Here is a 13,558-nt window from a genome sequence, read left to right on the forward strand (position 1 = left end):
ATTTTTGTATGAAACTGAGCGAAATTCTTAACGCCAAACTCATTCGTATCCCGCTACTCCAATCTAACAAGCAGGATATTATTTTAGAAATGCTGGATGTTTTGGTTGCGTCCGGAAAAATAAGCAATCGGGAAAAGGTATTACAATCCGTTCTTGAACGCGAACAAATGATGAGCACCGGCATAGGTAACAGCGTTGCTATCCCGCACGGGAAATCCTCCGGCGTGGAAGAACTGCAAGTAGCTTTGGGAATCACGGCTCAGGATATCAATTTTGACGCATTAGACGGCAAACCTGTACGTATCATATTTATGCTCGTCGGACCCGAAAAGGCTTCCAGTCTGCATATCAAAATGTTATCCCGCATTTCGCGGTTGCTCAATCAAGCACCATTTCGGAAAAAACTGACCGATGCCCAATCGGCCGATGAAATAATGCAAATCATTTCAGATGAAGAAAAACTTTTGGAAGGTTAATCCGGAAGCGTAATGATTGGTTTTTCGTGGTGGCATTTATATAGCAAAATATTATTGCCGATAATCTGAACAATTTGTGACTGTGTCCCCTCGCTGATCATTTCAGCTACTTCTTTCTTATCCAAATCACAGCCGTCTTGCACTTTGACCTTGATCAATTCTTTGGTATTAAAACCGTTATTGACGGATAAGTACGTGTTATCCGTAATACCGGATTTTCCTACCGAAATGGTTGCTTTAATGGCGTTTCCCAAGCCACGTAAAAAACGTTTTTGTTTTCCTGTTAATTCCGACAAATGATCCTCAATCGTTGGGCAATTTTCTGTGCTTATACCAAGCTGCACAGACCAGTATAATGCCCGACACTACAAATGTCAACGGCCAATACGTACGGATGATAAATACCCAATCGTATGGAAACATATAAAAATTACGTGAAATATGAATTCCTCCAAAACCGATCAGAGAAAGTCCTGCAACCAACGAAAACCAGCGTCGCATATTGAAGAAAAAATTGATGACAAAAGCGATACCGCTTATCAGAAAATATACGGGCCATAGCGTACGCATGGCGAGTCCTTCCTGTGTGTCAAGGTACAAGTGGAATACCCCGATCAACAATAACGTCAGGCCAAAAAACACATAATATTTTTTGGTTACGATCGTCTTGATTATGCTCACGCCACCGATGATAATCAATCCGTAACGCTCCATCCAACCCCAGCTCAGTACATTCATATTCCATAGTATCCAAAACGTACCGATCACAATAAGCCATAAACCTGTAAACAGATACTTCTTATTGCTGTCAGATGCGCTATCGGACTTCACATCTGATACCGCGGCGTCTGATGCGTTGTATTCGCTTTCCGTTTGCATAACGATCTCCTATAATTTCTTTTCCGATGCGGCGCCAAAAACTTTTTGATCTTTGTCATCCGGTGTCAGAAGTCCTACGAGCGCATACGCGATCAAGCCGACGGGAAATGCAATAATCGTGATAAGCACCCATGCGATACGCACAATCGAAACATCAAGATTCCAGTGTTTAGCAGCGCCGGCACAAACGCCGAATATTTTTTTATTTTCAGACGCACGACGAAATGTACTTTCACTTGTTTTATTAAAAAATCCGACTGAACCGGCAAACCGGTTACGCGATGCTATCAAAAGAATTCCGGCAATAATAAATACCGTCGGTACTAAAAATTTCCATCCAAAGTGCCTCCAGAAAAAATGGAAATTAAAAAGATTCATCGTATCAAGGAACATTATCGCACCAATCAATATCAATATGGCGCCCCAGAAAAAACCATGGTTTACAGCACTTCGTTTTTCTATCAATTCCATATCAGGATCCTGCGTCAAACTGACGGGCTCGCGGGGTACAAGAACCATCGCCGTAATATAAGCCACCACACTAATACAATCCACAAACGCAAAAACAACAAACAAAAGTCTCACTAAAGCTACATTCACATTAAAATATTCGGATAGACCTGCACACACGCCGTCCACCATTTTATCACGACGCGACTTAAAAAGTTGCTTTGTTGTTTCCATGGTATCTCCTGATTCAAAATAATGTCCATAGATAAGAACGTGTATCTTCCAAAAATGTTGCATTTTTTAGTTAATTTGTTTAGTTCCAATGCGAGGAGATTTGCTTTGAATAATATACTACTACTCGGTATTTGTTTTATTTTGGGTATCGGCTTGCGTAAAAGTGGACGTTTCCATGAAAAAACGGCGGTCGTGCTTAATGCTTTTATTATTCACATCGCCCTACCAGCCTTAACATTACTACATGTCCACACTTTAAAAGTAAGTGCTGATATATGGCTCCCCGCCAGCATGGCATGGTTTTTCTTTGCAATTTCTGCTGTAACTTTTTATGGGCTCAGCCATTTACTCCATTGGGATAGAAGCACTACCGGCTGTATGATGCTTGTCGGCGGCCTTGGAAATACCTCTTTTCTTGGTGTCCCGATGATTGAAACGTTTTTCGGAAAAGAAGGCATTCCGATCGGGCTTGTCGTGGACCAACTCGGCTCATTTCTTGTTATATCAACCTTGGGTATTTGGACAGCCAATTATTACCAGGGTCAAAGCGTCGCGATGAAATCGTTAATCAAACGCGTCATCGTTTTCCCGCCATTTATAGCACTCATGCTTGCTGTAGCACTCATACCTTATGAATTTCCCGTACCCTTGACCTATACGCTAGATCGGCTTGGACAAACTTTGGCACCGCTTGCGCTGTTCTCTGTAGGTTTCCAGGTTCGTTTTTCTAAAATAAATTCACTTCGTACACCGCTTGTTTTAGGTTTGAGCTTCAAATTGCTCATCGCGCCGGCTATGCTTTTTATTTTGTATAGCGCGCTAACGGCCGATCGCGATTTGCTTTTTGACATTACGATTTTTGAAGCTGCGATGCCGCCTATGATCACGGCGGCTATTTTGGCCACAGAGCACGATCTGCGACCTGAACTGGCCTCCCTGATGGTAGGTATAGGTATCATCGTATCCATGTTTACGTTACCATTTTGGTGGGTACTTCTCACTCTCTAAATCCCGCTTGTAAAAAAAGACTTTTTTATTATATTGCGACCAAAATTAAGGAGATCCTATGCCAGACACGATCATCGTTTTAGAAACCACGCAAGGTACAATCGAAGTAAAACTATTTCCTGACATTGCTCCCAAAGCTTCGGAAAATTTTGAGCAGCTTGTCGAAAAGGGCTATTATGACGGGATTATTTTTCATCGCATCATTAAAGATTTTATGATACAAGGCGGTGATCCTACAGGTACAGGGCGCGGCGGCCAATCCGTGTGGGGAATGCCTTTTGATGACGAATTCAGTTTCAAGGTTCAATTTGATAAACCGGGTATTCTTGCCATGGCTAATGCCGGCCCGCGCACCAACGGAAGCCAGTTCTTTATTACGACAGTTCCCACACCGTGGCTCAATAACCGTCATACGATTTTCGGTGAAGTGATTAGCGGGTATGATGTAGTAAAGAAATTGGAAGGGGTTAAAACTAATCCGATGGATAAACCGTTACAAGATCAAAAAATCACCAAAGCCTATAAGAAAGCTTGATCGGCACATGATGCCCTATCGCATACTTTTATATTATAAATTTACTGAAATATCGGATTACGAAAAATTTGCGGCCGAGCATCTTGCGTTATGCCAATCGCTCGGCCTTTTGGGGCGGATCATCGTTGCTCCGGAAGGTATAAACGGTACGGTTTCAGGTACGGTAGAACAAACCGACATTTACCAAAAAACAATCCTGTCGGATCCGCGTTTTTCGGATATGGTTATTAAGTCCGATCCATCCGATAAACATGCTTTTCGCCGCCTTTCAGTCAAAGCTCGCACAGAAATTGTTACATTAGGCCCGGATAATGTCAATCCGGTCGAAAAAACAGGTCGCTATTTAGAACCACCTGATTTTTATGCCGCGATGCAAGAACCGGATGTTGTGATCATCGATGCGCGTAATGACTACGAGTACGATATGGGTCACTTTAAAGGGGCAATACGACCTGATGTAAGTAACTTCAAAGAATTTCCCGCGTGGGTTCGCCAAAACCTCAGTTCTTATCGTGATAAAAAGGTTCTTACGTATTGTACCGGCGGCATTCGCTGTGAAAAATTTACCGGTTTGCTAATCAATGAAGGATTTAAAGACGTCTATCAACTGCATGGCGGCATTGTAATGTACGGCAAGCATCCTGATACGCAGGGCAGAGACTTTGAAGGCAAAATGTATGTGTTCGATGAACGCATCGGCGTCGAAGTCAACCATACAGAAACAGCGTCCATCATTACTCGGTGTTTATACTGTGAAGCTGTGACAGACCACTTTGTCAACTGTGCACACTTGGACTGTCACAAAAGTTTTTATATATGTGCCGCGTGTGACCGCGCCAACCAACGCAGTTGCTCCGAAGCCTGCAAAAATGCAGAACATCATGAATACCGTGTACTCGGCGACGCACTTTTCGAAGCCCCCTTAACACCGCGCGGCTTATTTAAATCCATATTGCCAACTTCCTGAATTGTCGCCCAAATTCATTGCATTTCAATCCTATATTCTATAGGTTATACGTAACATATTACGTATAAATAGAGTCAATTATGGATACAGTAAAACACTTGGGTGAGCTTGCCATCGGAAGCAGACTTCGCCGACTCAGTGACCGACTTTTAGCCAATGTAAATCGTATCTATCAGGAACACGGGTTAAATTTTGAAACGCGTTGGTTTTTGATGTTTTACCAATTGCATCTCAAGTCGCCCATGTCTATTACAGAGATTGCGGCAGCTACCGGTTTTACACATCCGGCTATTATCCAACTATCGGATGAATTAATTAAGGTTGGATTGATCGCATCCGTTACCGATACCACAGATAAGCGTCGCCGTCTGATTTCTTTGTCGGCCAAAGGCATCGAAATGCTGGGTCATTTGAAACCGGTATGGCATCAAATCGAAGAAGCGCACCGCCAGATCAGTCGCGAAATCGGTATGGATCTACTTTCCACGCTTGAGCGCTACGAAGAAATACTTGATGAACGTGACATCTATGAGCGTGTCACCCACGCGACAAAAGTTTCTTCTGCCTCTGATATTGTAATTCATACGTATGCACCGCGTTTCAAAAAATATTTCAAATCGCTCAATATCGAATGGTTAAAAAAATTTTTTACAATTGAGCCATTGGATCGAAAAATACTATCCCATCCCGAAACCATCATAAAAGACGGCGGTGAAATATTTTTTGCCGAGTGGAATGGAAAAATCGTTGGCACTTGCGCTGTACTAAACAATAAAGCCGGAATTTATGAACTAGCCAAAATGGCTGTAACCGAAAAAGCGCAAGGTAAACACATCGGATGGAAACTCGGATCGCATGCGATCACGTGGGCACAGAAAAGCAAAGGTAAAACAATGGTTTTAGAAACAAGTCGAAAATTGGATGCCGCGTTAGCCTTGTATCGCAAATTAGGTTTTGTATTGGTTGCTAATCCCGAGCCATCCAAATATGAACGTTCCACGATCAAAATGGAGTTGCGATTGAGGTAAGATTATCCTCCGATTTTAGACCGTTTTGCGATATACTCCCTCAAGGCCACATCAAAGGGCGTTTTAGTATCCAGCAAAACGTAATCGACCCGGCTTTCTCTGCACCGGCGGCGATAATAATCACAAAACGATTCTACTTCTTGAGCGTAGGCTTTGCGAATGTGCCAAGGCTGCGTTGCCAATTGTTCTCCGGTTTCCAAGTCATCAAAAACCACATCGCCTTCAAAATCCAGAGTGCGCTCCGCATGGTCCAGCACATGAAACACGATCACTTCATGGCCGTCATGACGAAAGTGCCGTAGTGCGTGCACGACATCCTCCGCTTCATCCAAAAGATCGCTTATCAGAATTACAAGCCCTCGCCGTTTGATGCGTTCGGCTACGGCATGAAGATTCTCCGCAATGCGCGTAGTTTCGTGATATGATATATTCTGCAAAGCCTCTTCGATCGTTTTGATATAACCCAGCGTTGCACGGGGGGGCAAATACTTACGCAACACTTTATCAAAAATGGCAAGCCCGGCAGCATCTTTTTGATGAATCATCAAATACGCCAGCGAAGCCGCCAGATATCCGCCATATTGAAGCTTATTCACCTCGCCCGTTCCAAACGTCATGGATGCACTTGTATCAAGCACAATATGGCATTTGAGATTCGTCTCCTCCTCAAACCGCTTCACGTAATACCGCGAAGTACGGCCGTACACTTTCCAATCTATCGAACGTATTTCGTCACCGGGCATATATTGCCGGTGCTCCGCAAACTCAACGCTGAAACCGTGATATGGGCTTTTATGGAGTCCCGTAATAAATCCTTCGACTACGAAACGCGCAATCATCTCCAGGTTGGCTAGGCGTGCAACCACATCGGGTTGCAAATATTTTTTAAAGTCTGTCATGTGTTAAAAAAATAATCCCGCACAGGGCGGGATTATGATACTCAATGTTTTTCTAAATTAAAAATCCGATCCTATCGAAAAATAATGTTTGGCATTATCACCACGAAAACGCGGGTTTCGAATATTCCAAGCCAGATCGTAGCGCAGGATAAAAAATCCTACGAACGCACGTATACCGAAACCATAACCTATGCGAGCATCCTGAAATACGGGGTTCCCTTCACCTTGCAAGGTCTGACCCCAGTTAAAGCGGCCTTTGTTATACACAATTTTTCCATTTCGGTCTATATAACGGTAGTTTGCTCTTGTGGAATCACCCGTAATAGGATCAACAAATGTCCGATTTTTACCTCCCCAAGCCGCACCAAAATCAACAAAAGTCACGCCGCGTATTTGTTGGAGGAACATGGGAAGGGGAAAACCCAACTGCATGAAGTGAACGAGTGGGAAACGAAACTCAAAATTGGTGATAAAATATCGTGTACCCTGAAGTTCATAATAATTACTTCCGCGCAGCGGGGAAACATACGTGGCAAGAAAGTCTTCAAACGTATCCACTAAAATATCACCGTTATTAAATCGGGGAAGAATCCAATTATCCAATCCACCTACAAAAAAGCGTTGCGGATCACGTCCAAATGTTGCACCAGCACTAGCACGGGTCGCAATCGCATAAAACTTTTTGAACCAAAAATACTTCCTACCATCTACGGTAGCTGTTACGAAGCGAAGTCCATTTTGCCCATATCCCGGGCTAGCCGTCAATGATATTTGAGCACGTTGGCCGTCAAAAGGACCGAAATATGTGTTAAGAGCATTATCATTGACCAGTGACAAAGAAAAAACCGTGTTATTGGACTGTCGCGACGATCCTAAGCCTGTAGTATCTTTTCGAGGCATATCATAACGATCTCGCGCATTCCACGATGTCTCTCGCGCCAGAACGATCTGCGTTGCTGAAAAATCGACCCGATTAAACTTATTAATAGGACGCGAGGCATTTAATCCAAGACCATAAAAACGAAAACGCACAAAACTATCGTAAATACCATCGGGGCGATTATAGATAGGGTATCCCGTTATCGGATCGGCAGATAACTCATCTACGTAATCCGTCGCAAAAGCATACGCTGAATGAAAGGCTGTAATACCATAATCCGTACGATTGGCTAAATAGTAGTATGAACCGGTAAAGCTACTGTTTTTGAGATCAAAAAATAAATTAGTTCCCAACAGAAGCCTGTGATCACCCAGCATATCACTAAATGCAAATTGTGTTACACCTTGAAAACCAGTCATCGTATTGAATCCGGCGGTACCATATACCATATCCGGTGAAAATTTTACGCGATAACGTCGAACACGGTAATCACCTTTTTCGTTTTTATAAACATTTTCCGGTAACTCCACAGCTTCTTCCGGTTCTTCTTCATCCTTAACGGAGGAACTATTATTTTCATCTTCTAGTCCGGCAAATACGAAGTTTCGATAAGATACCTGCGATTCTTGTATTTTCAAAGAATCAACTTTGGGGTCCGTCACCGTTGAAGACTCCCCTTCATTGGATGAAACTAACTTGTCATGTTTTTTAATACCAATTTCATCCGCTAAAGTTTCAGGTAAATCATGATCTTTACGAAATTTTTTCATCGAAATCGTAATCGGCAGTTCTACAGGTTTCATTTCAAACGGGTTCTTCAACGTATAAACATCGAACCCACTTCTATTGAAGCCTGAGAATGTCAAAAATTTACCATCTTTGCTGAGAGAAGGTTGGAAAATACCACTTAAGTTATTGGTAATAGCGTAATTTTTTTTCTCTTTGAGATCAGCAACGTAAATATTGCTTACACCATTTCGATCCGAAGTGAAAAGAAGTTTACTATTATCCGGGCCCCACTCCGGCCATGAGTCATTCATTTCATCCGTCGTAATGCGCTCCATACCCGAACCATCCGCATTCATCACGTAGATATCTGTTTGACGGTACTCAAAATTGATCATTTTAAAACCGTCGGGTTGTTTACCCAGAATATCACGTCGGTCCGATACAAAAGCGATTTTACTGCCATCGCGACTATAAACCGCACGACTATCACTAAACACATCGTCTGTCAGTTTAGATAATTTACCGCTCGCCAATTCAAACTCAAAAACATCGCTTTGGCCAAAACGCATTCCGGAAAAGGCGATTTTTTTTCCATCCGGGCTCCACGAACCGCCAAATACGCCTTCTAGATCCGGCCAACTATATTTTGTAATATCTCCCGTCATCACATCTACGACCAGTAAGGCGTCATTATCGCTGGCTTTCGCTGCAAAGACCAATTTTTTGCTGTCCGGTGACCAGCTCATACCCGGACTGAGCCAATGTAATTCTTCAAGGTTAGGTGTTTTTTCTCCGGACACGAGCTTTTTCAACGGCATGCCGTCGTATGCTGAAATTAACATAATATCCGCGTAACCCGATTTATCCGTAAGATATGCGATTTTATCACCATTCGGAGAAATCGTAGGCGTCATGTTATAGAAATTTTCGTCCTTTAAGTGATTGGTCAACGCTTTACCGATTTCTTTTACTGAAACCATCTGTGAAATATCAGGATAATAAATTTTACGCTGATACGTCGCCCACTTATCGGAAAACTCTTCTTCTTTCATACCGAAGGTAGATTCAAATGTAGCATTGGGTGTTCCTGCAACACGCAGTTTGGTCATAAATTCAGCTACTTTTTCTCGCCCGTATTTTTCCTCCATATATCGAAAAACGGTCGGTCCCGCCGTATAAACAGCATAACCACCCATTTGATTCAATGGCGGTAAGTAAGCTTCCATCACTGCATCGCGTACAAACATATCCGATTGGGTATTAAATGCACCATAACGCGACGAGTACTCTGCAAGACCTTCGGCGACCCACAGCGGCACCTGCACGCGAATCCGGCCGGAAATAATACCTTGGATCGAACCACCGTACATATAATCATTCATCACCCCGTGTACCAACTCGTGGTGGATCACGTGACGAAACTGTTCGTAAGAGCCTTCAAACGGAATGACGACCCGATTTTTAAATAATTCCGTAACACCGCCGATGCCCTCGGACATATATTCGTCCAGGACGTTGGTTTGTTGAAATTGGTTATGCGAGTTATAAACAACCAAAGCGATGCGGCTTTGAATATCATAATTGCGAAAGCACTCTTTAATATGAACGTATGCGCTTTCGGCAACTTCGGCCGTAAAACGCGCAATGTCCTCGCCGCCTTTGTAATAATAAATGTCAAAGTGCTTGGATTGAATGTAACGCCAGTTGAACTCCTGATATTGTACCTTATTCTGGCCAAACCATTTTTGCTCTTCCTGGGCTGCGACTTTGCCGGTCAATAAATAGACGGTCAACATGATAAAACCAACGGGGAGCCTGAAAAAACTCCGCATACGAAACCTCCTTACAAAGGAATATTTTAACCTGGAAATGACTAAGAGATATACGCAGTAAATGATTAAAGGTTTAACGGCACAGCTACAAAAAATGATTTGCCAGAAACGAGTCAAACCGCTATATTCCGCGCGCTTATTAAATAGTCTATACAAAAAGACAACAACATTCAAGCATAAACACGACCCGAGGAGTACCGCATGAGCCGCCATACGTTGGCCATTCTAAAACCCGATTGTGTACGTAACAATCAACAAGGCGCCGTGATCGCCGAAATCCAGAAAGCCGGATTCAAAATCATCGCGATGAAACAGACTCGTTTGACGAAAGCCCAAGCTGAAGGCTTTTACGAAGTGCATCGTCAGCGTCCTTTTTTCGGTGAACTCACCGAGTTTATGAGCTCCGGCCCTTGCGTGCCGATGGTCTTAGAAAAAGACAATGCCGTTGCGGCATTTCGTACAACTATAGGCGCTACAGATCCCAAAGAAGCGGCTGAAGGCACGATTCGTAAACTATTTGCATCCAGCAAAGCGGAAAATGTTATCCACGGCTCCGATTCAGATGATAATGCAAAAAATGAAATCGCATACTTTTTTGCCCACAGCGAATTGATCGCGATACGCTAGTTGTCATAGAACATTTTTACAGCGCAGGGTTCCGGTATAAACCGTTAAGCCTTGCGCTGTTTTACTTTGAGGACACACTATGAATGCAGAAATCCTTGTCATCGGCGATGAAATCCTACTCGGATTGATAACGGATACCAACTCCGCTTATATCAGTCGTCGTCTTGCTCAATACGGTGTCGCCGTCACGCGTATTACCAAAGTCGGTGATCAAACAGAAATTATCACGGATGCGCTCCATGCATCATCAAGTCGAGCCTCTTTGGTTATCAGTTGCGGCGGTTTAGGTCCAACCCACGACGATAAAACGCGGGATGCGGCTGCTTTATTCCTCAACGTACCTCTGCAACTCAATGAAAGCGCATTAAAAGAAATAGAAACCCTGTATGTCAAAGCAGGGCGTACCATGAGTGCTACGAACCGTGTGCAAGCGATGATTCCCGAGGGTGCGATGTATCTGAGTAATGAACGCGGCACCGCGCCGGGTCTTCACTTTATCAAAGGCGATACCGCGTTTTTTTGTTTTCAAGGCGTCCCCAAAGAAATGGAATGGATGACCGAAAACTATCTTATTCCATTTGTACAAAAAAAGCCGTCATCGCACGTGGTTCGCTACAAAACCATTCGCACGACCGGTATTCCCGAATCGAATTTGTTTGAAACCCTGCGTTCGCAGGTGCAATCTTATCGTGAACGTTTGGATATCGCTTTTCTCCCCAAACTCACCGTGGGTGTAGATTTACGATTTACAGTCCAGAATATGACGGCTGAAAAGGCCGATTCGCTCTTGAACGAGACGGAAAAAGCTTTTCGTCAAACGATCGAGTCGGCCTATCCGCATGGCGTCTATGGTGAAGGAACGATTTCCCTTGAAGACGTTGTCGCCGATTTACTTTTTCGTCACAATCTGACCATCGCCACTGCCGAATCCTGCACCGGCGGCTTGATCGCTCACCGCTTGACCAATGTACCGGGCAGTTCCCGATATTTTATGCAAGGTATCACGACCTATAGCAATGCCGCAAAAGTGCAGCATGTAGGCGTTACCCAGACGCTGCTGGATGAACATGGCGCCGTAAGTGAACCCGTTGTCCGTGCCATGGCCGAAGGTATGCGCCGCGTTGCACAAACCGATATCGCGATCGCTACAACAGGAATTGCCGGCCCCACAGGTGCGACCGAAACCAAACCGCTCGGGCTGGCGTACATCGCGCTGGCGACCGCCTCGGGCACGCATGTTTTCAAACATAGCCCGCTTCCCTTTTCCATCGAACGTCTTGCTTTTAAAGAACGATTATCCCAATTTGCGTTGGATCGTTTACGTCATTACTTGATCGGTTTATCAGTATGATCATTTGCAAAGTCACAGGCTCTGTTGTTTCGACACATAAAAACGAGCATTTGCACGGTCATAAAATCATGGTCGTACAACCTGTGGATCTCGAAAAAAATCATATCGGCAGTGATATGCTTGCTCTGGACGAAGTCAGTGCCGGTGTCGGTGACCTTGTTCTCGTTATGCGTGAAGGCGGTTCTGCGCGTATTGTTTTCGGTCAAAAAAAACTTCCCGTACAAGCTGTTATCGTCGGCGTGATTGACGATTACGACTATCGCTAAACACACCTCCTTGTCCCCTATTTCGTTGAAGTTAGCTCTGAAATTTCCTATCCTTGTCCTAACACTTTACTTTATTCAATTTTAACTCACCTCTATAGTTATGGAAAAATTCATAGTCGAAGGTGGTCATCGTCTTAGCGGCACCTTTCAACCTGCAGGAAATAAAAATGAAGCGCTGCCGGTTATTGCCGCGTGTATGCTGACGGACGAACCGATCATTTTAAAAAATATGCCGGATGTCAGCGATGCGCGCCACATGCTGGATATTGCAGCCAATATCGGCGCTGAAGTAACCCGGCTTGGCCCGTCGGAATGGAAAGTACAAGCTAAAAACATTCGCACGCACGAACCCGATTATGCGCTGGCGTCGGAAATCCGAGGTTCATTTTTATTTGCCGGATCGCTACTCGGTCGTCATGGCCGCGTGAGTTTACCTTCACCCGGCGGCGACAAAATAGGACGACGACGCCTTGACACGCATATCCTGGCTTTGCAAAAACTCGGCGCACACATGGATTTGGGAAGAAAGTTTTATACGATGGAATCCCGCGGCCGATTAATCGGCGAGGATATTTTCCTCGATGAGGCCAGCGTGATGGCTACGGAAAATGCCGTACTGGCCGCGGTATTAGCCAAAGGCACCACGATACTCAATAATGCCGCCGGTGAACCGCATGTGCAGGGCCTTTGCCGAATGCTCAATGCGATGGGCGCAAAAATAAGCGGTATCGGAAGCAATATACTCACCATCGAAGGGGTAGATAAGCTGCACGGTTGCACCCATACGATCACCAACGATCACATTGAAATCGGCAGTATCATCGGTTTAGCCGCGGCGACCAAAAGTGAAATTCTTATCAAAAATACGACACCCCGCAATCTGCGCATGATACTTTTGGTATTTGAACGCCTCGGCGTGCGCGTCGAAATTCGCGGCGAAGATTTATTTATCCCCGGCGGACAAGAGCCTGAAATCATGTCCGACATGGATGGCGCCATCCCCAAAATTGATGATGCTCCCTGGCCGGGATTTCCTGCCGATCTTACGAGTATCATGGTTGTTACGGCCACTCAGTGCAAAGGTATGGTACTGATATTTGAAAAAATGTTTGAAAGCCGGTTATTTTTTACAGATAAACTTATCTCAATGGGCGCTCGTATCGTCTTATGCGACCCGCACCGTGCCGTTATCAATGGCCCTACACCGTTGCATGGCGAGCTGATAACCAGTCCGGATATTCGTGCCGGTATGTCACTTCTGATCGCCGCGCTTTGTGCCGAAGGCACTACCACGATCCAAAATATTCGCCAACTGGATCGCGGGTATGAACGGATTGATGAGCGACTCAATGCACTGGGAGCACGTATCGAACGACGCAAAGATGCTTAACCTCGAA

At 44.4% G+C, this 13,558-nt stretch carries 14 protein-coding genes; 9 read left to right on the forward strand and 5 right to left on the reverse strand.

Going from position 1 to position 13,558, the window contains the following annotated elements; translation table 11 throughout:
- The first annotated feature begins 8 nt into the window (after positions 1-8).
- Positions 9-476: a PTS sugar transporter subunit IIA gene (locus HUU58_01245; protein ID NUN44280.1), complete on the forward strand. Its 468-nt coding sequence runs from the start codon at positions 9-11 to the stop codon at positions 474-476.
- Here HUU58_01245 and yhbY read toward each other — a convergent pair.
- The 3 genes from yhbY to HUU58_01260 are packed head-to-tail and all read right to left on the reverse strand — an operon-like array spanning position 473 to position 2,039.
- Positions 473-772, reverse strand: a complete 300-nt coding sequence (gene yhbY / locus HUU58_01250) for a ribosome assembly RNA-binding protein YhbY (GenBank protein ID NUN44281.1) — start codon at positions 770-772, stop codon at positions 473-475. The two genes, HUU58_01245 and yhbY, sit on opposite strands and share 4 nt — an antisense overlap.
- Before the next feature lie 7 nt (positions 773-779).
- Complete coding sequence (locus tag HUU58_01255; GenBank protein ID NUN44282.1) at positions 780-1,355, reverse strand: hypothetical protein; 576 nt, start codon at positions 1,353-1,355, stop codon at positions 780-782.
- A gap of 9 nt (positions 1,356-1,364) precedes the next feature.
- The gene (locus tag HUU58_01260) at positions 1,365-2,039 is read right to left on the reverse strand and encodes a PspC domain-containing protein (GenBank protein ID NUN44283.1); all 675 of its coding nucleotides are present in this window, start codon (positions 2,037-2,039) and stop codon (positions 1,365-1,367) included.
- A 105-nt stretch (positions 2,040-2,144) separates the two neighbouring features.
- Here HUU58_01260 and HUU58_01265 point away from each other — a divergent pair, with 105 nt between their 5' ends.
- The 4 genes from HUU58_01265 to HUU58_01280 all read left to right on the forward strand — a co-directional run bounded on the left by HUU58_01265 (position 2,145) and on the right by HUU58_01280 (position 5,577).
- Positions 2,145-3,047, forward strand: a complete 903-nt coding sequence (locus tag HUU58_01265; protein ID NUN44284.1) for an AEC family transporter — start codon at positions 2,145-2,147, stop codon at positions 3,045-3,047.
- A gap of 58 nt (positions 3,048-3,105) precedes the next feature.
- The gene (locus HUU58_01270; protein NUN44285.1) at positions 3,106-3,582 is read left to right on the forward strand and encodes a peptidylprolyl isomerase; all 477 of its coding nucleotides are present in this window, start codon (positions 3,106-3,108) and stop codon (positions 3,580-3,582) included.
- Positions 3,583-3,592: 10 nt separating this feature from the next.
- A complete protein-coding gene (locus HUU58_01275) occupies positions 3,593-4,549 on the forward strand; it encodes a rhodanese-related sulfurtransferase (protein ID NUN44286.1) in 957 nt (318 codons plus the stop codon).
- A gap of 80 nt (positions 4,550-4,629) precedes the next feature.
- A complete protein-coding gene (locus tag HUU58_01280; GenBank protein ID NUN44287.1) occupies positions 4,630-5,577 on the forward strand; it encodes a bifunctional helix-turn-helix transcriptional regulator/GNAT family N-acetyltransferase in 948 nt (315 codons plus the stop codon).
- A gap of 2 nt (positions 5,578-5,579) precedes the next feature.
- Here the strand turns inward: HUU58_01280 and HUU58_01285 are convergent, their stop codons facing one another.
- Positions 5,580-6,476, reverse strand: coding sequence for a DUF58 domain-containing protein (locus HUU58_01285; protein ID NUN44288.1), 897 nt, complete (start codon positions 6,474-6,476; stop codon positions 5,580-5,582).
- A 57-nt stretch (positions 6,477-6,533) separates the two neighbouring features.
- Entirely contained in the window at positions 6,534-9,917 is a 3,384-nt protein-coding gene (locus HUU58_01290; GenBank protein NUN44289.1) for a PD40 domain-containing protein, read from the reverse strand.
- A gap of 201 nt (positions 9,918-10,118) precedes the next feature.
- Between HUU58_01290 and ndk the strand changes: the two genes are divergently transcribed.
- From ndk to murA, 4 genes are all read left to right on the forward strand, one after another.
- Positions 10,119-10,544 carry a nucleoside-diphosphate kinase gene (ndk, locus tag HUU58_01295; GenBank protein NUN44290.1) on the forward strand — a complete coding sequence of 142 codons (426 nt, stop codon included), beginning with the start codon at positions 10,119-10,121 and terminating at the stop codon, positions 10,542-10,544.
- A gap of 79 nt (positions 10,545-10,623) precedes the next feature.
- On the forward strand, positions 10,624-11,895 hold the full coding sequence (locus HUU58_01300) for a competence/damage-inducible protein A (protein ID NUN44291.1): 1,272 nt from the start codon (positions 10,624-10,626) through the stop codon (positions 11,893-11,895).
- Positions 11,892-12,161 (forward strand): EutN/CcmL family microcompartment protein, encoded by a 270-nt coding sequence (locus tag HUU58_01305; GenBank protein ID NUN44292.1) that lies wholly within the window; start codon positions 11,892-11,894, stop codon positions 12,159-12,161. Before HUU58_01300 ends, HUU58_01305 begins: the two co-directional genes overlap by 4 nt.
- A gap of 100 nt (positions 12,162-12,261) precedes the next feature.
- Positions 12,262-13,551 carry a UDP-N-acetylglucosamine 1-carboxyvinyltransferase gene (gene murA / locus HUU58_01310; GenBank protein ID NUN44293.1) on the forward strand — a complete coding sequence of 430 codons (1,290 nt, stop codon included), beginning with the start codon at positions 12,262-12,264 and terminating at the stop codon, positions 13,549-13,551.
- Positions 13,552-13,558: the final 7 nt, after the last annotated feature.

It is taken from the genome of bacterium (assembly GCA_013360215.1).
GTDB lineage: Bacteria > CLD3 > CLD3 > SB21 > SB21 > JABWCP01.

Bases quoted from the DNA above. Each gene is read 5' to 3' on its own strand.
- HUU58_01245 (NUN44280.1), top strand. From the start codon at position 9: ATGAAACTGAGCGAAATTCTTAACGCCAAACTCATTCGTATCCCGCTA.
- HUU58_01255 (NUN44282.1), bottom strand. From the start codon at position 1,355: ATGCAAACGGAAAGCGAATACAACGCATCAGACGCCGCGGTATCAGAT.
- HUU58_01260 (NUN44283.1), bottom strand. From the start codon at position 2,039: ATGGAAACAACAAAGCAACTTTTTAAGTCGCGTCGTGATAAAATGGTG.
- HUU58_01270 (NUN44285.1), top strand. From the start codon at position 3,106: ATGCCAGACACGATCATCGTTTTAGAAACCACGCAAGGTACAATCGAA.
- HUU58_01275 (NUN44286.1), top strand. From the start codon at position 3,593: ATGCCCTATCGCATACTTTTATATTATAAATTTACTGAAATATCGGAT.
- HUU58_01280 (NUN44287.1), top strand. From the start codon at position 4,630: ATGGATACAGTAAAACACTTGGGTGAGCTTGCCATCGGAAGCAGACTT.
- HUU58_01285 (NUN44288.1), bottom strand. From the start codon at position 6,476: ATGACAGACTTTAAAAAATATTTGCAACCCGATGTGGTTGCACGCCTA.
- HUU58_01290 (NUN44289.1), bottom strand. From the start codon at position 9,917: ATGCGGAGTTTTTTCAGGCTCCCCGTTGGTTTTATCATGTTGACCGTC.
- ndk (NUN44290.1), top strand. From the start codon at position 10,119: ATGAGCCGCCATACGTTGGCCATTCTAAAACCCGATTGTGTACGTAAC.
- HUU58_01300 (NUN44291.1), top strand. From the start codon at position 10,624: ATGAATGCAGAAATCCTTGTCATCGGCGATGAAATCCTACTCGGATTG.
- HUU58_01305 (NUN44292.1), top strand. From the start codon at position 11,892: ATGATCATTTGCAAAGTCACAGGCTCTGTTGTTTCGACACATAAAAAC.
- murA (NUN44293.1), top strand. From the start codon at position 12,262: ATGGAAAAATTCATAGTCGAAGGTGGTCATCGTCTTAGCGGCACCTTT.